The 17485-nt window shown below is 62.6% G+C and carries 17 protein-coding genes; 5 read left to right on the top strand and 12 right to left on the bottom strand.

Annotated elements, in window-relative coordinates:
• Nucleotide 1: 1 nt before the first annotated feature.
• On the top strand, nucleotides 2-2632 hold the full coding sequence (locus tag FXN65_RS09870) for a DEAD/DEAH box helicase (protein ID WP_151133019.1): 2631 nt from the start codon (nucleotides 2-4) through the stop codon (nucleotides 2630-2632).
• A gap of 38 nt (nucleotides 2633-2670) precedes the next feature.
• Here the strand turns inward: FXN65_RS09870 and FXN65_RS09865 are convergent, their stop codons facing one another.
• Genes FXN65_RS09865 through FXN65_RS09850 form a run of 4 tightly spaced genes read right to left on the bottom strand, consistent with a single transcriptional unit; the run spans nucleotide 2671 to nucleotide 5702 of the window.
• Nucleotides 2671-3408 (bottom strand): S-methyl-5'-thioinosine phosphorylase, encoded by a 738-nt coding sequence (locus tag FXN65_RS09865; protein WP_151133018.1) that lies wholly within the window; start codon nucleotides 3406-3408, stop codon nucleotides 2671-2673.
• A 9-nt stretch (nucleotides 3409-3417) separates the two neighbouring features.
• Nucleotides 3418-4416, bottom strand: a complete 999-nt coding sequence (nagZ, locus tag FXN65_RS09860) for a beta-N-acetylhexosaminidase (protein WP_151133017.1) — start codon at nucleotides 4414-4416, stop codon at nucleotides 3418-3420.
• 9 nt (nucleotides 4417-4425) lie between these two features.
• Nucleotides 4426-4950, bottom strand: coding sequence for a L,D-transpeptidase (locus tag FXN65_RS09855; protein ID WP_151133016.1), 525 nt, complete (start codon nucleotides 4948-4950; stop codon nucleotides 4426-4428).
• Nucleotides 4951-4994: 44 nt separating this feature from the next.
• On the bottom strand, nucleotides 4995-5702 hold the full coding sequence (locus tag FXN65_RS09850) for a TetR/AcrR family transcriptional regulator (RefSeq protein ID WP_151138725.1): 708 nt from the start codon (nucleotides 5700-5702) through the stop codon (nucleotides 4995-4997).
• Nucleotides 5703-5924: 222 nt separating this feature from the next.
• Between FXN65_RS09850 and lexA the strand changes: the two genes are divergently transcribed.
• Nucleotides 5925-6536 (top strand): transcriptional repressor LexA, encoded by a 612-nt coding sequence (gene lexA / locus FXN65_RS09845; protein WP_151133015.1) that lies wholly within the window; start codon nucleotides 5925-5927, stop codon nucleotides 6534-6536.
• A 10-nt stretch (nucleotides 6537-6546) separates the two neighbouring features.
• Nucleotides 6547-7020 (top strand): SOS-induced cell division inhibitor SulA, encoded by a 474-nt coding sequence (gene sulA / locus FXN65_RS09840; RefSeq protein ID WP_151133014.1) that lies wholly within the window; start codon nucleotides 6547-6549, stop codon nucleotides 7018-7020.
• 80 nt (nucleotides 7021-7100) lie between these two features.
• On the opposite strand, the gene FXN65_RS09835 is transcribed toward sulA, so the two are convergent.
• The 6 genes from FXN65_RS09835 to fadB all read right to left on the bottom strand — a co-directional run bounded on the left by FXN65_RS09835 (nucleotide 7101) and on the right by fadB (nucleotide 14465).
• Nucleotides 7101-7334, bottom strand: a complete 234-nt coding sequence (locus FXN65_RS09835; RefSeq protein WP_151133013.1) for a hypothetical protein — start codon at nucleotides 7332-7334, stop codon at nucleotides 7101-7103.
• Between the two features lie 70 nt (nucleotides 7335-7404).
• Nucleotides 7405-7923, bottom strand: a complete 519-nt coding sequence (locus FXN65_RS09830; RefSeq protein ID WP_151133012.1) for a DUF6586 family protein — start codon at nucleotides 7921-7923, stop codon at nucleotides 7405-7407.
• 66 nt (nucleotides 7924-7989) lie between these two features.
• Entirely contained in the window at nucleotides 7990-10596 is a 2607-nt protein-coding gene (gene topA, locus FXN65_RS09825; RefSeq protein WP_151133011.1) for a type I DNA topoisomerase, read from the bottom strand.
• 116 nt (nucleotides 10597-10712) lie between these two features.
• A complete protein-coding gene (locus tag FXN65_RS09820; protein WP_178119295.1) occupies nucleotides 10713-10949 on the bottom strand; it encodes a DUF1653 domain-containing protein in 237 nt (78 codons plus the stop codon).
• 173 nt (nucleotides 10950-11122) lie between these two features.
• Entirely contained in the window at nucleotides 11123-12298 is a 1176-nt protein-coding gene (gene fadA / locus FXN65_RS09815) for an acetyl-CoA C-acyltransferase FadA (protein WP_151133010.1), read from the bottom strand.
• Between the two features lie 19 nt (nucleotides 12299-12317).
• Nucleotides 12318-14465, bottom strand: a complete 2148-nt coding sequence (fadB, locus tag FXN65_RS09810; RefSeq protein ID WP_151133009.1) for a fatty acid oxidation complex subunit alpha FadB — start codon at nucleotides 14463-14465, stop codon at nucleotides 12318-12320.
• Nucleotides 14466-14940: 475 nt separating this feature from the next.
• Here fadB and FXN65_RS09805 point away from each other — a divergent pair, with 475 nt between their 5' ends.
• Nucleotides 14941-15747: a hypothetical protein gene (locus FXN65_RS09805; RefSeq protein WP_151133008.1), complete on the top strand. Its 807-nt coding sequence runs from the start codon at nucleotides 14941-14943 to the stop codon at nucleotides 15745-15747.
• A gap of 44 nt (nucleotides 15748-15791) precedes the next feature.
• On the opposite strand, the gene FXN65_RS09800 is transcribed toward FXN65_RS09805, so the two are convergent.
• The gene (locus FXN65_RS09800; RefSeq protein WP_151133007.1) at nucleotides 15792-16226 is read right to left on the bottom strand and encodes a hypothetical protein; all 435 of its coding nucleotides are present in this window, start codon (nucleotides 16224-16226) and stop codon (nucleotides 15792-15794) included.
• A gap of 87 nt (nucleotides 16227-16313) precedes the next feature.
• Between FXN65_RS09800 and FXN65_RS09795 the strand changes: the two genes are divergently transcribed.
• On the top strand, nucleotides 16314-16754 hold the full coding sequence (locus FXN65_RS09795; protein ID WP_151133006.1) for a universal stress protein: 441 nt from the start codon (nucleotides 16314-16316) through the stop codon (nucleotides 16752-16754).
• Nucleotides 16755-16781: 27 nt separating this feature from the next.
• Here FXN65_RS09795 and FXN65_RS09790 read toward each other — a convergent pair whose 3' ends face one another.
• Nucleotides 16782-17468, bottom strand: coding sequence for a DUF6901 family protein (locus tag FXN65_RS09790; protein ID WP_151133005.1), 687 nt, complete (start codon nucleotides 17466-17468; stop codon nucleotides 16782-16784).
• Nucleotides 17469-17485: the final 17 nt, after the last annotated feature.

Here is a 17485-nt window from a genome sequence, read left to right as displayed (position 1 = left end):
CATGAGTGTCCTGCTCGACCAACTGAGGCAACTGGACTGGCGCCTGGACTTCGATCCAGGCGCGCTTTCCCGTGGCCTCAAGTACGCCACGGAAGATCGCATCCGGCTGCTCAGCCTGAGCGACAAGGCCATAGAGACCAGTTGCGAAGGCTCCGAAGGCCACTTCTACACGCAGCGAATCCGACTCGCCCCCAAAGGCCTGGGCGTGGTCGGCAATTGCAGCTGCCCGGTGAACTACAACTGCAAGCACTGCGTCGCCGCCATCATCGTCCTATTGGCGCAACCCGCCGACGGCTGGCAGCCGCCGCCTCCCCCAGCCGAGCGCCTGGTGGACGACCTGCCGCCGCTGCCGCACCTGATCCTCGGCAGCCACGCCCAGAGCCAGTACGACCTGCGCAGCGGGCGCATGGTGGGCAGCCAGCAGCATCGCGCCGGCCTGATCTTCGAATATGGCAACGCACAAGTTCACGGCAAGTCGGCGAAGCCGGAGCGGCTGCATCACCGCAGCAATGGCGAACGCCTGTCCATCGCCCGTCACCCCCGGGCCGAGCAGGCCTGGCGTGATGTCCTGCGCCAACTGGGATTCAAGGAAGCCCTGCGGCAGAGCCTGGCGCTGCCCGTCAACAGCGCAGAGATGTTCGAACTGCCCAACGACGAGCAGTGGCTGCACTTCATGCGCGAACACCTGTCGGCACTGCGCGAGCAAGGCTGGAAAATCGATATTCGCCCGGGTTTCCAGTTCGACCTAACCCAGGTGGAAGGCTGGTACGCCGAAGTCGACGAAGCGCCGGGCCGCGAATGGTTCGACCTGGAGTTGGGCATCGTCGTCGAAGGCCGCCGCATCAGCCTGTTGCCGGTGCTCCTGCGCCTGATCCAGCGCAACCCCGAACTGCTCGATCCGCAGAACCTGCAACGACGCAAGGACGACGACCAGTTGCGCCTGCAACTGGACGCCACTCGCGCCGTCGACGGTCGCCCGCTGCAAGTGATGCTGCCGTTCTCCCGCCTCAAGCCGGTGCTGACCACCCTGGGCGAGCTCTATCAGCGCGATCAGGACCCGGCCCAGAGCCTGCGCCTGTCCCGCCCCGATGCCGCGCGACTGAGTCAACTGGAAGGCCTCGACCTGCACTGGCAGGGCGGCGACGAGCTACGCGAACTGGCGCGCAAGCTGCGCGACAGCGGCAAAGTCACCATCACTCCACCCACGGGCCTGAATGCCGAGCTCCGTCATTACCAGCTTGAGGGCCTCGCCTGGCTGCAGACCCTGCGGGACGTCAACGCCGGCGGCATCCTGGGTGACGACATGGGCCTGGGCAAGACCCTGCAAACACTTGCCCATCTGCTGCTGGAGAAGGAAAGCGGCCGCCTCGATCGACCTGCCCTGGTGGTCATGCCCACCAGCCTCATTCCGAACTGGCTGGACGAGACGGAGCGCTTCGCACCGGACCTGCGCGTGCTCGCCCTGCATGGTCCCGGCCGGAAGAAGGCCTTTGCGCGCATGGCCGAACACGACCTGCTGCTCACCACCTACGCGCTGCTCCCCCGGGACCTGGAGCATTTCACCGAACTGCCGCTGCACGTGCTGATCCTCGACGAGGCGCAATTCATCAAGAATCCCACCAGCAAGGCGGCCCAGGCGGCGCGTCAACTGGAGGCCCGCCAACGGCTCTGCCTCACCGGCACGCCGCTGGAAAATCATCTCGGCGAACTCTGGTCACTGTTCCATTTCCTGATGCCGGGTTGGCTCGGGGACAGCCAGAGCTTCCTGCGCAATTACCGCAATCCCATCGAAAAACACGGCGACGCCACCCGCCTGGCCCATCTCAATGCCCGCCTCAAGCCCTTCCTGCTGCGTCGTAGCAAGGAGGCGGTGGCCACCGAGCTGCCGGCCAAGAGCGAGATCACCCAATGGGTCGAACTCAGCGACCGCCAGCGCGACCTGTATGAAACCGTGCGCCTGGCGATGGACCACAAGGTGCGCGACGAGATCGACCGCAAGGGTCTCGCCCGCAGCCAGATCGTGATCCTGGAGGCGCTGCTGAAGCTGCGCCAGGTGTGCTGCGACACTCGCCTGATCGAAGAGAGCGGTACCCGCACGCGCGGCAGCAGCTCAGGAAAGCTGGACAGCCTGCTGGAAATGCTGGAGGAGCTGATTGCCGAGGGCCGCAAGGTGCTGCTGTTCTCCCAATTCACCAGCATGCTCGCCCTGATCGAGGACGAGCTGCGCAAGCGCAGCATCGACTACGTGCAGATCACCGGCGACACCCGCGACCGGCGCACGCCGGTGCGGCGCTTCCAGAACGGCGAGGTTCCGCTGTTCCTGATCAGCCTCAAGGCAGGCGGCACCGGCCTCAATCTCACCGCCGCCGACACGGTGATCCACTACGACCCCTGGTGGAACCCGGCGGTGGAACGCCAGGCGACCGACCGCGCCTACCGCATCGGCCAGGACAAGCCGGTTTTCGTCTATCGACTCATTTCCCGGGGAACGGTGGAAGAGAAGATCCAGCAACTGCAAGCGCAGAAAGCCGCACTGGCGAGAGGCATTCTGGACGGCCGCGAGAAGGAAGGCTGGCGATTGGCCGAAGAGGACATCGATGCCCTGTTCGCCCCCTTGCCCCGACTAAGCTGAACCGCAGGGAGGGCTGCGTGCAGGCGTGTTGAAAGACCTCAGCCTTTCAGCACGTGAGCCAGCACGCCACGCACCTTGCCGATACCCTCGGCCAGGGCAGCCTCGATCTCGGCCATGGTGATGATGCCTTCGGACTTGCCGGCGGCTGGATTGACCACCAGAGACAGGCAGGCATAAGGCAGGTTCAGCTCACGCGCCAGCGCTGCCTCAGGCATGCCGGTCATGCCGACGATGTCGCAGCCATCACGCTCCAGACGGACGATCTCGGCCACGGTTTCCAGGCGCGGACCCTGGGTGCAGCCATAGACGCCAAAGTCACTGTGCGGGAAGTCGCAGGCGTTCAGGGCCTCCAGCAGCCGGGCACGCACCCCTTCGTCATAGGGGTGGCTGAAATCAATATGGGTGACGTGATCCAGGTCACCCTCGAAGAAGGTGCCGATGCGCCCGTGGGTGTAGTCGATCACCTGATGCGGCACAACCAGGTGGCCACTGCCCATGGCCGGATGGATGCCACCTACCGCGTTCACCGCAATCACCGCCTGGGCACCGGCATGCCTGAGGGCCCAGAGGTTGGCGCGGTAGTTCACCTGGTGGGGCGGAATCCGGTGCGGATGACCGTGACGAGCCAGGAACAGCACGTCATGCCCGGCATATTCGCCACGGACGATACCTGCCGAAGGCGCGCCGTAGGGCGTTTCAGGGTTGAGCAGGGCTTTCATGCTCAGGCCTTCGAGCTGAGTCAGGCCTGTTCCACCAATGATGGCGTAGACGGTCATGTCGGTTCCTCAATCGATCAACTGAGCATCGCGCAGGGCCGCAACGGCCTGCAGCCAGCGGGGATCCTGGCGGTATTCGGTACCTGGGAAAGCGCGGCGGCGCATCCGTGCCAGGCTGGCCGGCGGCTTGGCGCCAAGACGCTGCAGACGCGCCAGGGCCAGCTCGGCAGAAGCGCGGTCGTTGCACACCAGCCCCATGTCACAACCGGCGGTCAGCGCCGCCTCGATACGCTCGGCGGCATCGCCGACCACGTGGGCACCCGCCATTGACAGGTCATCGCTGAAGATGACGCCGGAGAACTTCAGTTCGCCGCGCAGGATTTCCTGCAGCCATCGCCGGGAGAAGCCGGCGGGCTGATTGTCCACCTGCGGATAGATGACGTGTGCCGGCATCATGCCGTCCAACTCGGAAGCCAGACGGGCGAAGGGAACCAGGTCGCTCTGGCGTATCTGCTCCAGGCTGCGCTCGTCGGTAGGGATCGCCACATGGGAGTCGGCCTCCGCCCAGCCGTGGCCGGGGAAGTGCTTGCCGGTCGCGGCCATGCCGGCCTGGCGCAGGCCACGGATGAAGGCACCCGCCAGGCGCGCAGCGCGCTCCGGGTTGCCTTCGAACGCGCGGCTGCCGACTACTGCACTGCGCTGGTGGTCGAGGTCCAGGACCGGCGCAAAGCTGATGTCCAGGCCAACGGCGAGCACTTCGGTCGCCATCAGCCAGCCGCACTGCTCCGCCAGTTGCTCGGCGTTGTCGTTGTCCGCGAGGGCACGCATGGCGGGCAGGCGCAGGAAGCCCTGTCGCAGACGTTGCACGCGGCCGCCTTCCTGGTCGACCGCGAGGATCAGGTCGGGGCGAACCGCGCGGATGGAAGCACAGAGCTCACGCACCTGGCGCGGGCTTTCGATATTACGGGCAAAGATGATCAGTCCGGCGACTTCCGGCTGACGGAGGATCTGCCGATCCTCGGCGGTCAGCCAGGTGCCGCCGATATCCAGCATCAGGGAACCTTGCATGGAAAATCCTTAAGAGAGTTGTGCCACCGCCCAGTCCGGGCAAGGCGCTTCGTCTATGCGTACCGCACAGTGGACGGGCACGCGATCGAAGAGTTCCAGCACATCGGCGTTGCGCAGACGAATGCAACCATGGGATAGCGGAACACCCATGGGTTCGCTGTCCGGCGTGCCGTGCAGATAAATGTAGCGGCGGAAGCTGTCCACCTGGCCGAGGCGATTGCGGCCAGGCTCGCGACCGCTCAGCCAGAGGATGCGGGTGAGAATCCAGTCCCTACCGGGAAAGCGTTCATGCAACTCGGCATTCCAGACCTCACCGGTCCAGCGCCGCCCACGCAGGACAGCACCAAGGGGCAAGCCGTCGCCGATTCGCGCGCGGATCTGGTGCAGTCCTCGGGGGGTGCAGTTGGAGCCATTGGTTTCGCCCGCGCCATTCAGGGCGGTGGAAACTGGCATGCGCAGCACCAACTGCCCTTCGGCAAAGCCATAGAGCTGCTGGTCGGCGATGGAGATATGCAGGAGATCGAGGTTTTGCATGGGCCGCAAGCTTAGCCGATCAGCCTGCCTGCGCCCAAGTGGATTTAAGCCTTGGCGGGTGCTGCCGGCGCCTTGATGCGCGGCTTGAGCACCGCACTGGCCAACGCATCGTCAGTCACTCCGGTTTCAGCACGCATGCCGGCTGCCAGGAACGGAACCATCAATCGCATCACCTGCTCGATGGAGGTGTTCACGCCAAAGTCGTTTTCCGCCATTGCGCGCAGCGCCTTGATACCCGACATGCTGAACGCCGCGGCGCCGAGCATGAAATGCACGCGCCAGAAGAGCTCAAGCGGCGGCACCTTGGGTGCGGATTCGTTCACCAGCAGCATGTAGCGGCGGAAAACCTTGCCGTAAACCTCTTCGAGGTACTTGCGCAGGTGGCCCTGGCTCTGACTGAATGCGAGTCCGAGCAAACGCATGAAGATCGACAGGTCATTACCGCTACGGGGCTTTACCGCGAGGGCCTGCTCGACGAGCATTTCCAGTAGCTCTTCGAGGCTGGCCTTGCTCTCCGCCTTGGATTGGCGGCGGTCCAGCTCTCGTTCAAGGCTCTGGCAGAATGGACCGAGGAAGCGCGAGAAGACCGCCTGGATCAGCGCCTTCTTCGAGCCGAAGTGATAGTTCACAGCCGCCAGGTTGACCCCGGCCTTACTGGTGATCAGGCGCAACGAGGTCTCGGCGAAGCCTTTTTCCGCGAACAGCTGTTCCGCAGCATCCAGAATGCGTTCTACGGTTTCCGACTGGGCCATGGCTCCTCCGCCTGACAAACACTTGTTTGAAACATACGTTTCAGCCCGCCAGCTTGTCAAGCCGTGCTCACCATTATCTGACGCCATGGTCACTCACCGGGCCAGCGGATTTTCCCGACCATCGGTCGCCCCTTCTACTTTCCCTCCTCAAAAAAGAAGCGTTGCCAAGGCTGGATCACTGTATATAATTCCAGTCACTGTATAAAAAGACAGAGCGCCACCATGCTGAAACTGACGCCCCGCCAAGCCGAGATTCTCGCATTCATCAAGCGCTGCCTTGAAGACAATGGCTTCCCTCCGACCCGCGCGGAAATTGCCCAGGAACTCGGCTTCAAGTCCCCCAATGCCGCCGAAGAACACCTCAAGGCCCTGGCCCGCAAAGGCGCGATCGAGATGACGCCAGGCGCCTCTCGCGGCATTCGCATCCCCGGATTCGAACCCGGCAACAATGAAGTCGATGGCCTTCCGGTGATCGGCCGAGTCGCCGCCGGCGCGCCGATTCTGGCCCAGCAGAACATCGAAGAATCCTGCCGTATCAACCCCGACTTCTTCCATCCCCGCGCCGACTACCTGCTGCGTGTTCGCGGCATGTCGATGAAAGATATCGGTATCTACGACGGCGATCTGCTGGCCGTACACAGCACCCGCGAAGCCCGTAACGGACAAGTGGTCGTTGCCCGTCTGGGCGAAGAAGTCACCGTAAAGCGCTTCAAGCGTGAAGGCGACAAGGTCTGGCTGATTGCCGAGAACCCCGAGTTCGCCCCCATCGAAGTGAACCTGGATGAACAGGATCTGGTGATCGAAGGTTTGAGTGTCGGCGTGATCCGCCGCTAAAGGAGGCCTTATGCAGTTCCCGCAGTCGCTTGGTCGGTCCCAGCTTCCCCTGTTCCACGATGCCATCCTGGCCAATCCCGTGGTACCGATGCTGACCGAAGTGGTCGAAGATCCGCGCCCGGAAGAGCCGGAAGCGTTCAGCGAACTGTCCCTGCGCGGCGCCACCGGGCACTGCCGGAACCTCCTGGCCTCGGTATTGCGGGAACTGAGCGAGGAACAGGACGCGCGCTGGCTGACGCTGATCGGCGCCCCCGCCGGCCTGACCCGCGACTGGCTGCGCGACTCCGGACTCAATCGGGAACGTATCCTGATCCTGCAACCTCGCGGTGAGCAAAGTGCCCTGGAACTGGCTTGCGAGGCCCTGCGACTGGGCCGCAGCCACACCGTCGTCAGCTGGCTGCAGCTCGGCCAGAAAGCCAAGCAACAACTGGCCCAAGCCGCGCGCAAAGGCGGCGCACAGAGCCTGAACATCCTGTTGGGTTGATTAAGCGACGGGGCCAGGGAAGACCTGGGCCCTGTGACATCAGACGGTAACCGAATCAGCGGAAGATCCGGCTCCAGAGATCAATGCAGGACGCGCGGACCTTCATGATGGTCCATATCACCTTCCGCCAGACGGCCAGCCATCTGAACGCCAACGTTCAGCATGGCCTTGGCGACTTCCAGATGGTGCCCCTGCAGGAACGCCTTGGCATCAGCGGAGAAATCCAGCGTCACCAATGCTTCCTCGTCCTCGGCCCGGCGCAGGATGATGCGCCCGTCAGGCAGTTCGACTATTTCCAGAAAGGACGTTGGCATAGGTTCAGATCTCCACGAAAGCGGCCATTGTACCAGCGAGCCGCCAGCACGCCCTAGCCCGTCGATCAAATCAGCATTCGCTGAGCGTTTCCCGGAAGCGCAAGGCGAGGGATTTCAGATTCTGTCTCCACGACTCAAGGCACTCCCGCGACAGCGGCGCCTCTTCCTTTTCCACACTGACCGCAGTGATCAGCGGCAAGGTCGGATCGACCTTGGCCTGCCTGGGCGCCTGGGGCGGCTGGAACAACGCGAAATAGGCGGCAAGGAGCTCGGCCAACCAGGTTTCCCGCTGCTGGGCCAGTTCCACCAGCTCGGCCAGCTCAGGGCTGGGGGCAGCAGCCAGCACTTCTTGCGTCAGCAGTAATTCGACACGCGGAGCGTTGGCTTCCGGAAGACGGTAGTAACCAGCGATTTCATGACACAGGCCAAGCAATGCACCGTAGAGGTGGAAGAGCGATGCTTCCCGCTCGGATTGCACCAGCGCCTGGGCGTTCATCGCCCTGCCCTCCTCCGCCTTGCGCCAGGATTCCAGCGACAGGCCTGCGAAGAAGATCTTCTGGTTGGTGCGGGTATAAAGCTCGTGGGCCATGACGGCGCCCTCCACAGGTGATTCCGGCAGTATATGCGCGCCCGGTGCCGGGCGCGCTGCAGTCGGTCAGCGCTTGTCTTCGACCTTCCACTTGCCGCCATCGAAGAAGGCACGCCAGCCGGTGGGCTTGCCGTCCACCTCGGTCTGCACGTACTGCTCCTTTGTCTTGCGACTGAAGCGAATTACCGCCGGACGTCCCTCGGGGTCCTTCTTCGGCGCGTCGAGCAGGTAGTGATACTTCGCGTCCAGCTCATCCTTGTGCGGGATCAGTTCCTGTACCAGCGGTGCACGGGTTTCTCGGTTCTTCGGGAACTGGCTGGCAGCCAGGAACAGGCCGGAAGCGCCATCGCGCAGCACATAGATATCGTCGACCTTCTCGCACTTCAGTTCCGGCATGCGAATCGGATCGATCTTCGGCGGCGCAGCCTCGCCGCTCTTCAGCAGCTTGCGGGTGTTCTTGCAACTGGCGTTGGTGCAGCCGAAGAACTTGCCGAAGCGCCCTGTCTTGAGCTGCATCTCGCTACCGCACTTGTCGCACTCCAGGCTCGGACCTTCGTAGCCCTTGATGCGGTACTGGCCCTGCTCGATCTCGTAACCCGAGCAATCCGGGTTGTTGCCGCAGATATGCAGTTTGCGGGTTTCATCCAGCAGATAAGCATCCATAGCAGTCGCGCAGATCGGGCAGCGATGCTTGCCCCGCAAAACGCGGGACTCCGATTCACCCTCGTCGTCCGCGGCGATTTCGTCGCCCGGCACGAGGTTGATGGTGGCCTTGCAGCGCTCCTTCGGCGGCAGGCTGTAGCCCGAGCAACCGAGGAACACGCCGGTCGAGGCGGTACGGATCATCATCGGACGACCGCACTCGCGACAGGGAATATCGGTCAGCGTAGGCTGATTGGCGCGCATGCCCTTGTCGGTGCCTTCGGCCAGCTCCAACTTCTTCCTGAAGTCGCCATAGAACTCGTCCAGCAGGTGCTTCCAGTCGCGCTCGCCCTGTGCGACGTCGTCCAGATGCTCTTCCATGCCGGCGGTGAAGCCGTAGTCCATCAGGTTGGCGAAGCTTTCGTTCAGGCGCTCGGTAACGATGTCGCCCATCTTCTCCGCGTAGAAACGACGGTTGTGCACGGTGACGTAGCCGCGCTCCTGAATGGTGGAGATGATCGCCGCGTAAGTGGACGGACGGCCGATGCCACGTTTTTCCAGTTCCTTGACCAGGCTGGCTTCGGAGTAGCGCGCCGGCGGCTTGGTGAAGTGCTGGCTGGGCTCGAGCTTGAGCAGTTCGAGCAGTTCGCCCTCGCTCATTTCTGGCAGGACATCGTCCTCGCCCGGCTTGCTCTGCTGCGGCAGTACGCGGGTGTAACCGTCGAACTTGAGAATGCGGCCCTTGGCGCGCAGCTCGAACTTGCTGGCGGTGACGCTGACACTGGTAGACAGATACTCGGCCGGCGGCATCTGGCACGCCACGAACTGGCGCCAGATCAGGTCGTACAGACGCTCGGCATCACGTTCCATGCCAGACAGCTGGTTCGGCCGCAGGTTGACGTCGGAGGGACGGATCGCCTCGTGGGCCTCCTGGGCGCCTTCCTTGCTGGAGTAGACGTTCGCCTTGGACGGCAGGTATTTCTGACCGAACTCGCCCTCGATGAAACCACGCACCATGGCAATGGCGTCGGCGGAAAGGTTGGTCGAGTCGGTACGCATATAGGTGATGTAGCCGGCCTCATAGAGGCGCTGGGCCATCATCATGGTCTTCTTCACCCCGAAGCCCAGGCGGTTGCTCGCGGCCTGCTGCAGGGTGGAGGTAATGAAGGGCGCGGACGGACGACTGGAGGTCGGCTTGTCCTCACGCTTGGCAACGGTGTAGCTGGAAGCCTTGAGCTTCTCCAGGGCGGCCATGGCCTGGGCTTCGTTCAGCGGCTTGAAGGCCTCACCGTTCTCACGCGCCACTTCGAAACGAACTTTGGCGCCCTTGGCAGTGCCGAGGTCGGCATGCACTTCCCAATACTCTTCGGGTACGAAAGCACGGATTTCGCGCTCGCGCTCAACCACCAGTTTCACCGCCACCGACTGCACACGGCCAGCGGACAGGCCACGGGCGATCTTCTGCCAGAGTAGCGGCGAGACCATGTAACCCACCACGCGGTCGAGGAAACGGCGAGCTTGCTGGGCGTTGACGCGGTTGATGTCGAGATCGCCGGGTTGGGAGAAGGCTTCCTGGATGGCCTTCTTGGTGATTTCGTTGAACACCACGCGCTTGTAGCGACTGTCATCGCCACCGATGGATTCCCGCAGGTGCCAGGCGATGGCCTCCCCTTCGCGGTCCAAGTCGGTTGCGAGATAGATGGTGTCGGCATCCTTGGCCAGACGGCGCAGTTCCTCGATCACCTTTTCCTTGCCGGGAAGGATCTCGTACTTCGCCTTCCAGCCGTGATCGGGATCGACGCCCATGCGCGCAACCAGCTGGCGCTTGGCCTTTTCCTTGGCGGACAGGGCCGGCGCTTCGCCGGCGGTCTTGCCGCGCTTGGCCGGTTCCTTGGCGGCACTGGTCGAACCGCTGGTGGGAAGGTCACGGATGTGGCCGATGCTCGACTTCACCACGTACTGGTTGCCCAGGTACTTGTTGATGGTCTTGGCCTTGGCCGGGGATTCCACGATGACCAGCGATTTGCCCATGGATCGGTGTGTTCCTGAATGAAAAATTTAAAAGGCGGGAGCCGCCTGTCGCGGCACCGCTATATATAGTGGCCAGCGCGGCGCGGTCAAGCGCGCCCCTGGCTGCCCCAAGCCCCTCAGGGCTGCGGGAACGGGTCCGGCTCGGCACTCACCAGAGCGAAGCGCGCAATCTGCTCGCCGTCCACCTGAACCGTTTCGGTGAACATGCTGAGTGGTCGCACCCAAAGGCCGTATTCGCCGTAGAGGGCCTGGTAGACCACCAGTTCCTCCTCCGTCTCGGAATGCCGCGCAATGCCGATGACCCGGTATTGCTGACCCTTGTAGTGACGATAGAGACCCGGTTGCAGGCGCATGATTGCCTCACAGTGATGAATGCAGGCTATCCCGCAAAGGTTGCGCATGGTGCCGTGTGATTCGGCTTGAAGCCAGCCCTTGCATGAAAATTCCTGCGAAGTATCTCCACATGAAAGCAAAAACCGGGGCACAGGGCCCCGGTTTCTTCATCCATCTTGCGCGTCGAGAAGACTCACACGCGCTCGAAGATGGTGGTGATGCCCTGGCCGAGGCCTACGCACATGGTGGACACGCCGAAGGTACCGCCATTCTGCTTCATCACGTTCAGCAAGGTGCCGGAGATACGGGCACCAGAGCAGCCGAACGGGTGACCCAGGGCGATGGCGCCGCCGTGCAGGTTGACCTTCTGCTCCATCTTGTCGAGGAGTTTGAGGTCCTTCAGCACCGGCAGGGCCTGGGCGGCGAAGGCTTCGTTGAGCTCGACGAAGTCGATGTCGTCCATGGTCAGGCCAGCACGCTTGAGCGCCTTCTGGGTGGACGGCACCGGACCGTAACCCATGATCGCCGGGTCGACACCGGCAACCGCCATGGCACGAACAACGGCCATCGGCTGGATGCCCAGATCCTGGGCGCGCTGAGCGCTCATCACGATCATGCAGGAAGCGCCATCGGTGATCTGCGAGGAAGTGCCCGCAGTCACGGTGCCGCCTTTCGGGTTGAACGCCGGCTTGAGGTTGGCCAGGCTTTCCAGCGTCGTCTCCGGACGAATGGTTTCGTCGAAGTCGAACACTTTCAGGAACCCATTCTCGTCGTAGCCCTGCATCGGGATGATTTCATCCTTGAACTTGCCTTCGACGGTCGCCTTGTGGGCCAACTGGTGCGAACGCAGACCGAACTGGTCCTGGGCTTCACGGCTGATGCCATGCATCTTGCCAAGCATCTCGGCGGTCAGGCCCATCATGCCGGACGCCTTGGCGGCATACAGGGACATGTGCGGGTTCGGGTCGACGCCGTGCATCATGCCAACGTGGCCCATATGCTCCACGCCGCCCACCACGAACACGTCGCCGTTGCCGGTCTGGATGGCCTGCACAGCAGTGTGCAGGGCGCTCATGGAGGAACCGCACAGACGGCTGACGGTCTGGCCGGCGCTGGTGTGCGGGATCTGGGTCATCAGCGACGCCATGCGCGCGATGTTCCAGCCCTGCTCCAGGGTCTGGTTAACGCAGCCCCAGATCACATCCTCGACTTCCGCCGGATCGACCTTGGTGTTGCGCTCCAGCAGCTTGCTGATCAGGTGTGCCGACATGTCTTCGGCACGGGTGTTGCGGTGCATGCCACCCTTGGAGCGACCCATCGGGGTGCGGCCGAAGTCGACAATGACTGCATCTCTAGGATTCAGGCTCATATTCTTCACTCTCGCTCAATTAGCCGAAAAACTTCTGGCCGTTCTTGGCCATTTCGCGAAGCTTGGCGGTCGGGTGGTACAGCGCGCCCAGGTCAGCGTACTTGTCAGCGATGGCCACGAATTCGGCCACGCCGATGCTGTCGATGTAACGCAGCGCACCACCGCGGAAGGGCGGGAAGCCGATGCCGTAGATCAGGCCCATGTCGGCCTCGGCAGCGGTCGATACGATGCCATCTTCCAGGCAGCGTACGGTTTCCAGGCACAGCGGGATCATCATGAAGTTGATGATGTCTTCGTCGGTCAGCTCACGCTGTTCCTTGACGATCGGCTTCAGCACTTCGTAGGCGACCGGGTCGGAGACCTTCTTCGGCTTGCCGCGCTTGTCCATTTCGTAGGCGTAGAAGCCCTTGCCGTTCTTCTGGCCCAGGCGGTTGGCGTCGTACATCACGTCGACGGCAGTCTTGCCTTCGACAGCCATGCGATCCGGGAAGCCTTCGGCCATTACATCGCGGCCGTGGTGGCCAGTGTCGATGCCGACCACGTCGGACAGGTAGGCCGGACCCATGGGCCAGCCGAATTTCTCCATGATCTTGTCGATGCGGACGAAGTCGACGCCCAGCTCCAGCAGCTTGGCGAAACCGCCGAAGTACGGGAACAGCACGCGGTTCACCAGGAAGCCGGGGCAGTCGTTGACCACGATCGGGTTCTTGCCCATCTTCTTGGCGTAGGCAACGGTGGTGGCAACAGCCACTTCGCTGGACTTCTCGCCACGGATCACTTCCACCAGTGGCATCATGTGCACCGGGTTGAAGAAGTGCATGCCGACGAAGTTCTCCGGACGCTTCAGGGCCTGGGCCAGGTAGCTGATGGAGATGGTGGAGGTGTTGGAGGCGAGGATCGCGTCTTCGCGAACGTGGCCTTCCACTTCGGCCAGCACGGCGTGCTTGACCTTCGGGTTCTCGACCACGGCTTCAACAACGATGTCGACGTTGCCGAAATCGCCGTAGGACATGGTCGGACGGATCGCGTTCAGGGCTTCAGCCATCTTCTCGGGCTTCATGCGGCCCTTCTCGACGCGTTTGCCGAGCAGCTTGGAAGCTTCCTGCAGACCCATCTGGATACCCTCTTCGCGGATATCCTTCATCAGGATCGGAGTGCCCTTGGAAGCAGACTGGTAGGCGATGCCGCCACCCATGATGCCAGCGCCGAGCACGGCAGCCAGTTTCACTTCCTTGGCAGCTTCGTCGTACTGCTTGCCCTTTTTCTTCAGTTCCTGGTCATTCAGGAACAGGCCGATCAGGCTGGTGGCAACCGAAGTCTTGGCCAGCTTCACGAAACCGGCAGCTTCGACTTCCAGAGCCTTGTCACGACCGAAGTTCGCGGCTTTCTGGATGGTCTTGATGGCTTCTACCGGGGCCGGGTAGTTCGGGCCGGCCTGGCCAGCGACGAAGCCCTTGGCGGTCTCGAAGGCCATCATCTGCTCGATGGCGTTGAGCTTGAGCTTTTCCAGCTTGGGCTGGCGCTTGGCCTTGAAGTCCAGCTCGCCGGAGATGGCGCGCTTGACCAGGTCCAGTGCGCCGGCCTGCAGCAGAGCGGGAGCGACAACTGCGTCGACGGCACCGACTTTCAGGGCGTCCTCAGCACGGTTCTCTTTGCCGGAGGCAATCCATTCGATGGCGTTATCGGTACCGATGATGCGCGGCAGGCGCACGGTGCCGCCGAAGCCCGGGTAGATGCCCAGCTTGACTTCCGGCAGACCGATCTTGGCGGTGGTGCTCATCACGCGGTAGTCGGCTGCCAGGCACATTTCCAGGCCGCCACCCAGGGCGATGCCGTTGATAGCGGCAACGGTGGGGACTTCGAGGTCTTCGAAGGCGCTGAAGATCTTGTTGGCTTCGAGGTTGCCGGCAACCAGTTCTTCGTCGGGCAGCTGGAAGTTGTCGACGAATTCGGTGATATCGGCGCCGACGATGAAGACGTCCTTACCGCTGCTGACGATCACGCCTTTGACCGAAGCATCGGCCTTGATGGCTGCGACTGCATCACGCAGTTCATTCAGGGTGAGACGGTTGAACTTGTTGACGGACTCACCCTTGAGGTCGAATTTCAGTTCGACGATACCGCCCTCAAGAGCCTTAACCGTGATGGCTTTACCTTCGTAAATCATCAACTGATCTCCACGGTTTGGGAAACTGGACTGTACGCATCGGAGCCAACCGGCGGACTCGCCTCCCGGCGCTGCCGGAGCATAGTCCCGAACGGTGGGGCACACCCGCCGATACGATATTCGGGCTGTATGGCTAGAATCGTCATACAAGACAAACGCTTGATTCATACGCCCGTTTGATTCGGGTGAGCGCAGATTCAGGGAAAAGTCAGCGCTTGTCAATCTCGCAACGTGACCGGCCAGCCACGTTCAAAACGCTCTGCCAATAGCCTCGCACCCCATCGGGGCGAGAGCGGCGGTAAAAATTCACGCGAATGATCTCGACCTATCATGATCGCCGTTGATTGGCGTAAAAGCCCTCGGCAGGCCGCTGGCAAATTGCCTGTTCCACGAGTACAGTCGTGCCACTCGAACCGTCAGGATTCGAGCGCCAGAACAACAACAATCAAGGCCAATGGCCCACGGAGAAGCACCCATGACGAGCCGCCTGCTTGCCATTCTGCTGGGTACCCTGCTCACTCTTCCCACTTTCGCCTCCACCCAGGCTTTCCCGGCGGACAGCCTCCTCAAGCTGCACCAGATGCGCCTCGCAGCTCAACGCAGTCTCGGCGACTTCTATATGTACAACGGCATGGAGGGTGACCAGCGCTACGCGCGCCTGATCGATGAGTCGGTGCAGCAAGCGGATGCCCGCCTGAAAGAACTGGGCGAAATGCCCGGTGAAGCGTCGAAAGTCCTGCGGACCCAACTGACGCAGGAATGGCAGAGCTACAACAGCGAACTGTCCGGCCTGGTCACCGCGCTCAAGCAACAGGGCTTTACCGACCTGCAGCCGGTAGCCGACCTGACCGCTCGCAACAAGCGCCTGATGGACCTCTCCAACGAGCTCTACGCCAAGATCCAGCAGGAAGGCGCGACCCAGGTCCCACCCCTGACCCAGCGCAGCCGCGACCAGAGCCTGCTGATGCAGACCATCGCCGTGGACTACGCATCGCGCAGCGCATCCATCGGCGGCAGCTTCATGGGGGGCAACGGCGGCAAGGCCATCGATGAACTGGCCGGCGAATTCGCCAACCAGTTGGCCAGCCTCGAACAGGCGCCGCAGAACACCCCGGAAATCCGCCAGGCGCTGGATGGCATCAGCACCAAATGGCGCTACATCGAGAAATCACTGAAGAACTACAACGAGAACAGCGTTCCGTTCCTCATCAACAAGTACTCGGACCGTATCATCGACGGCCTGGAGGACGTCTCCGCGCGCTACTCGGCTGCCCAGAGCTGAACCGCCAATACCTGGCGCGGCTGCGACAGCGCCGCGCCCACCCTTCAGGCCAGCGACTTCAACGCGTCGGCAATGCGCTGCAGGTCTTCCGCCGTGCCCCGCTCGCCCCAGTAGAGGGCGACCATCTGCGCACTGGCTTCCACCTTGTAGACATCCTTCGGCAAGCTAGCCAGATGGGTCAGCACCGCCGCGTCCTGGCAAGGCTCACGCCACTGGTTCAGCCACTTGCCGGGCTCGCTTTGCCAGTAGCACCAGGCCTCACGCCCGCGCAGGCGCGGTCGGTGGTATTGGGCGCAGGAATGCGGCGGTTCCTGGACCAGCCAGTGTGGCCACTCCTGCCGTGACAGCTGCATGGCCAGCCCCATTCGCCGCGCCTGCATGCGCAGCTCCATGCGGCCTCGCTGCCCCTTCGAAGGCACCAGCCAGACCAGGGGACTGAGCACCGCCAGAAGGAGCAACATGACAATCCAGAAGGTCATAAAGGTTATCTCCGCGCAAAAGCCTGTGTTAAACGTTCCGGACAGCCATACTTGTGAACATGTGAAATCTTAAGGAGGAGTCACCCCATGCCCTACCAGCACATTCTGGTCGCCGTCGACCTTACCGATGAGTGCCATCCGGTGGTGCGTCGTGCCCAGGCACTGGCTCAGGCCAGCAAGGCCAAGCTGTCGCTGGTGCACATAGTCGAACCGATGGCCATGGCCTTCGGCGGCGATGTACCCATGGACCTTTCCATGCTCCAGCAACAGCAGTTCGAACAGGCCCGCGAGCGCCTGCAGACCTTCGCCGGCAGCTACTCCGAACTCACTGCCGATCAGCGCCACCTGGCCTACGGCCAGCCCCGGCAGGAAATCCATCGCCTCGCCGAGGAACAGGGCTGCGACCTGATCGTGGTCGGCAGCCATGGCCGCCACGGCCTCGCCCTGCTGCTCGGTTCCACTGCCAATGACGTTCTCCACGGCGCACCTTGCGACGTGCTGGCAGTGCGCCTGAAGAAACCTGAATAAATAGAAGCGAATCGCCGGGCGCGGGCTTCAATCGAAGCCTTCGCCCGCGCTCATCACCAGGGGCCGGATCTTCTGCAACTGGGTTTCCAGCGAGTAGGTCATGCTGGAAGCCATGGAGAAGAAGGTTAGGAAGGCCTTGAGGTTGGAATCACCTTCGCAGGTATCGTGGATGCGCTGCCAGAAGGCCTGGTTCACCAGCTGCAATTGCTGGAACAACCGCACCAGCCCCTTCAGCTCCCAGTCCGCATGGCGCCCCTCGCGGAAATTGAAGTACTGCCGGGCCAGGTAGAGCGAAACCGCCCTGAGGATGAACTCCTGATTGCTGGCGAACGGCAGATGCTGCTGCGCCATCGGCTTGAGCTTTCCCAGCACCGGGCAGGCGCTGGTGGCCATGATCACCCCCAGCAGGGCCCGCAGCCCCTCTTCCAGCCCCACCACCTTGGCGTATTCACGATCCGGCGTACGCACCAGGACCTGAACCTTCTTGAAGGCCGGCAGCCCCTGGAAGTCCTCGATCACACGGTGCAGGTCAACTGCGGCCGGGCAGTGGCTGTAGGCATCCTTGCTGAGCGGGCAGTTGCTGCACTGCTGGTGTTCCAGGCGAGTCCACTTCGGCGCGGCGCTCGCACGCTCCGCGTCGTATGCACGCTCCAGCTCGATGCGGTAGCTGAACTCGTGCAGATCATCCAGGTTGATACGGTATTCGATGGCCATGGGCGCTCCGGCTCACT

This window comes from Pseudomonas lalkuanensis (assembly GCF_008807375.1).
Classification (GTDB): Bacteria; Pseudomonadota; Gammaproteobacteria; order Pseudomonadales; family Pseudomonadaceae; genus Metapseudomonas; species Metapseudomonas lalkuanensis.
This window is presented reverse-complemented; position numbering and strand designations above follow the sequence as displayed.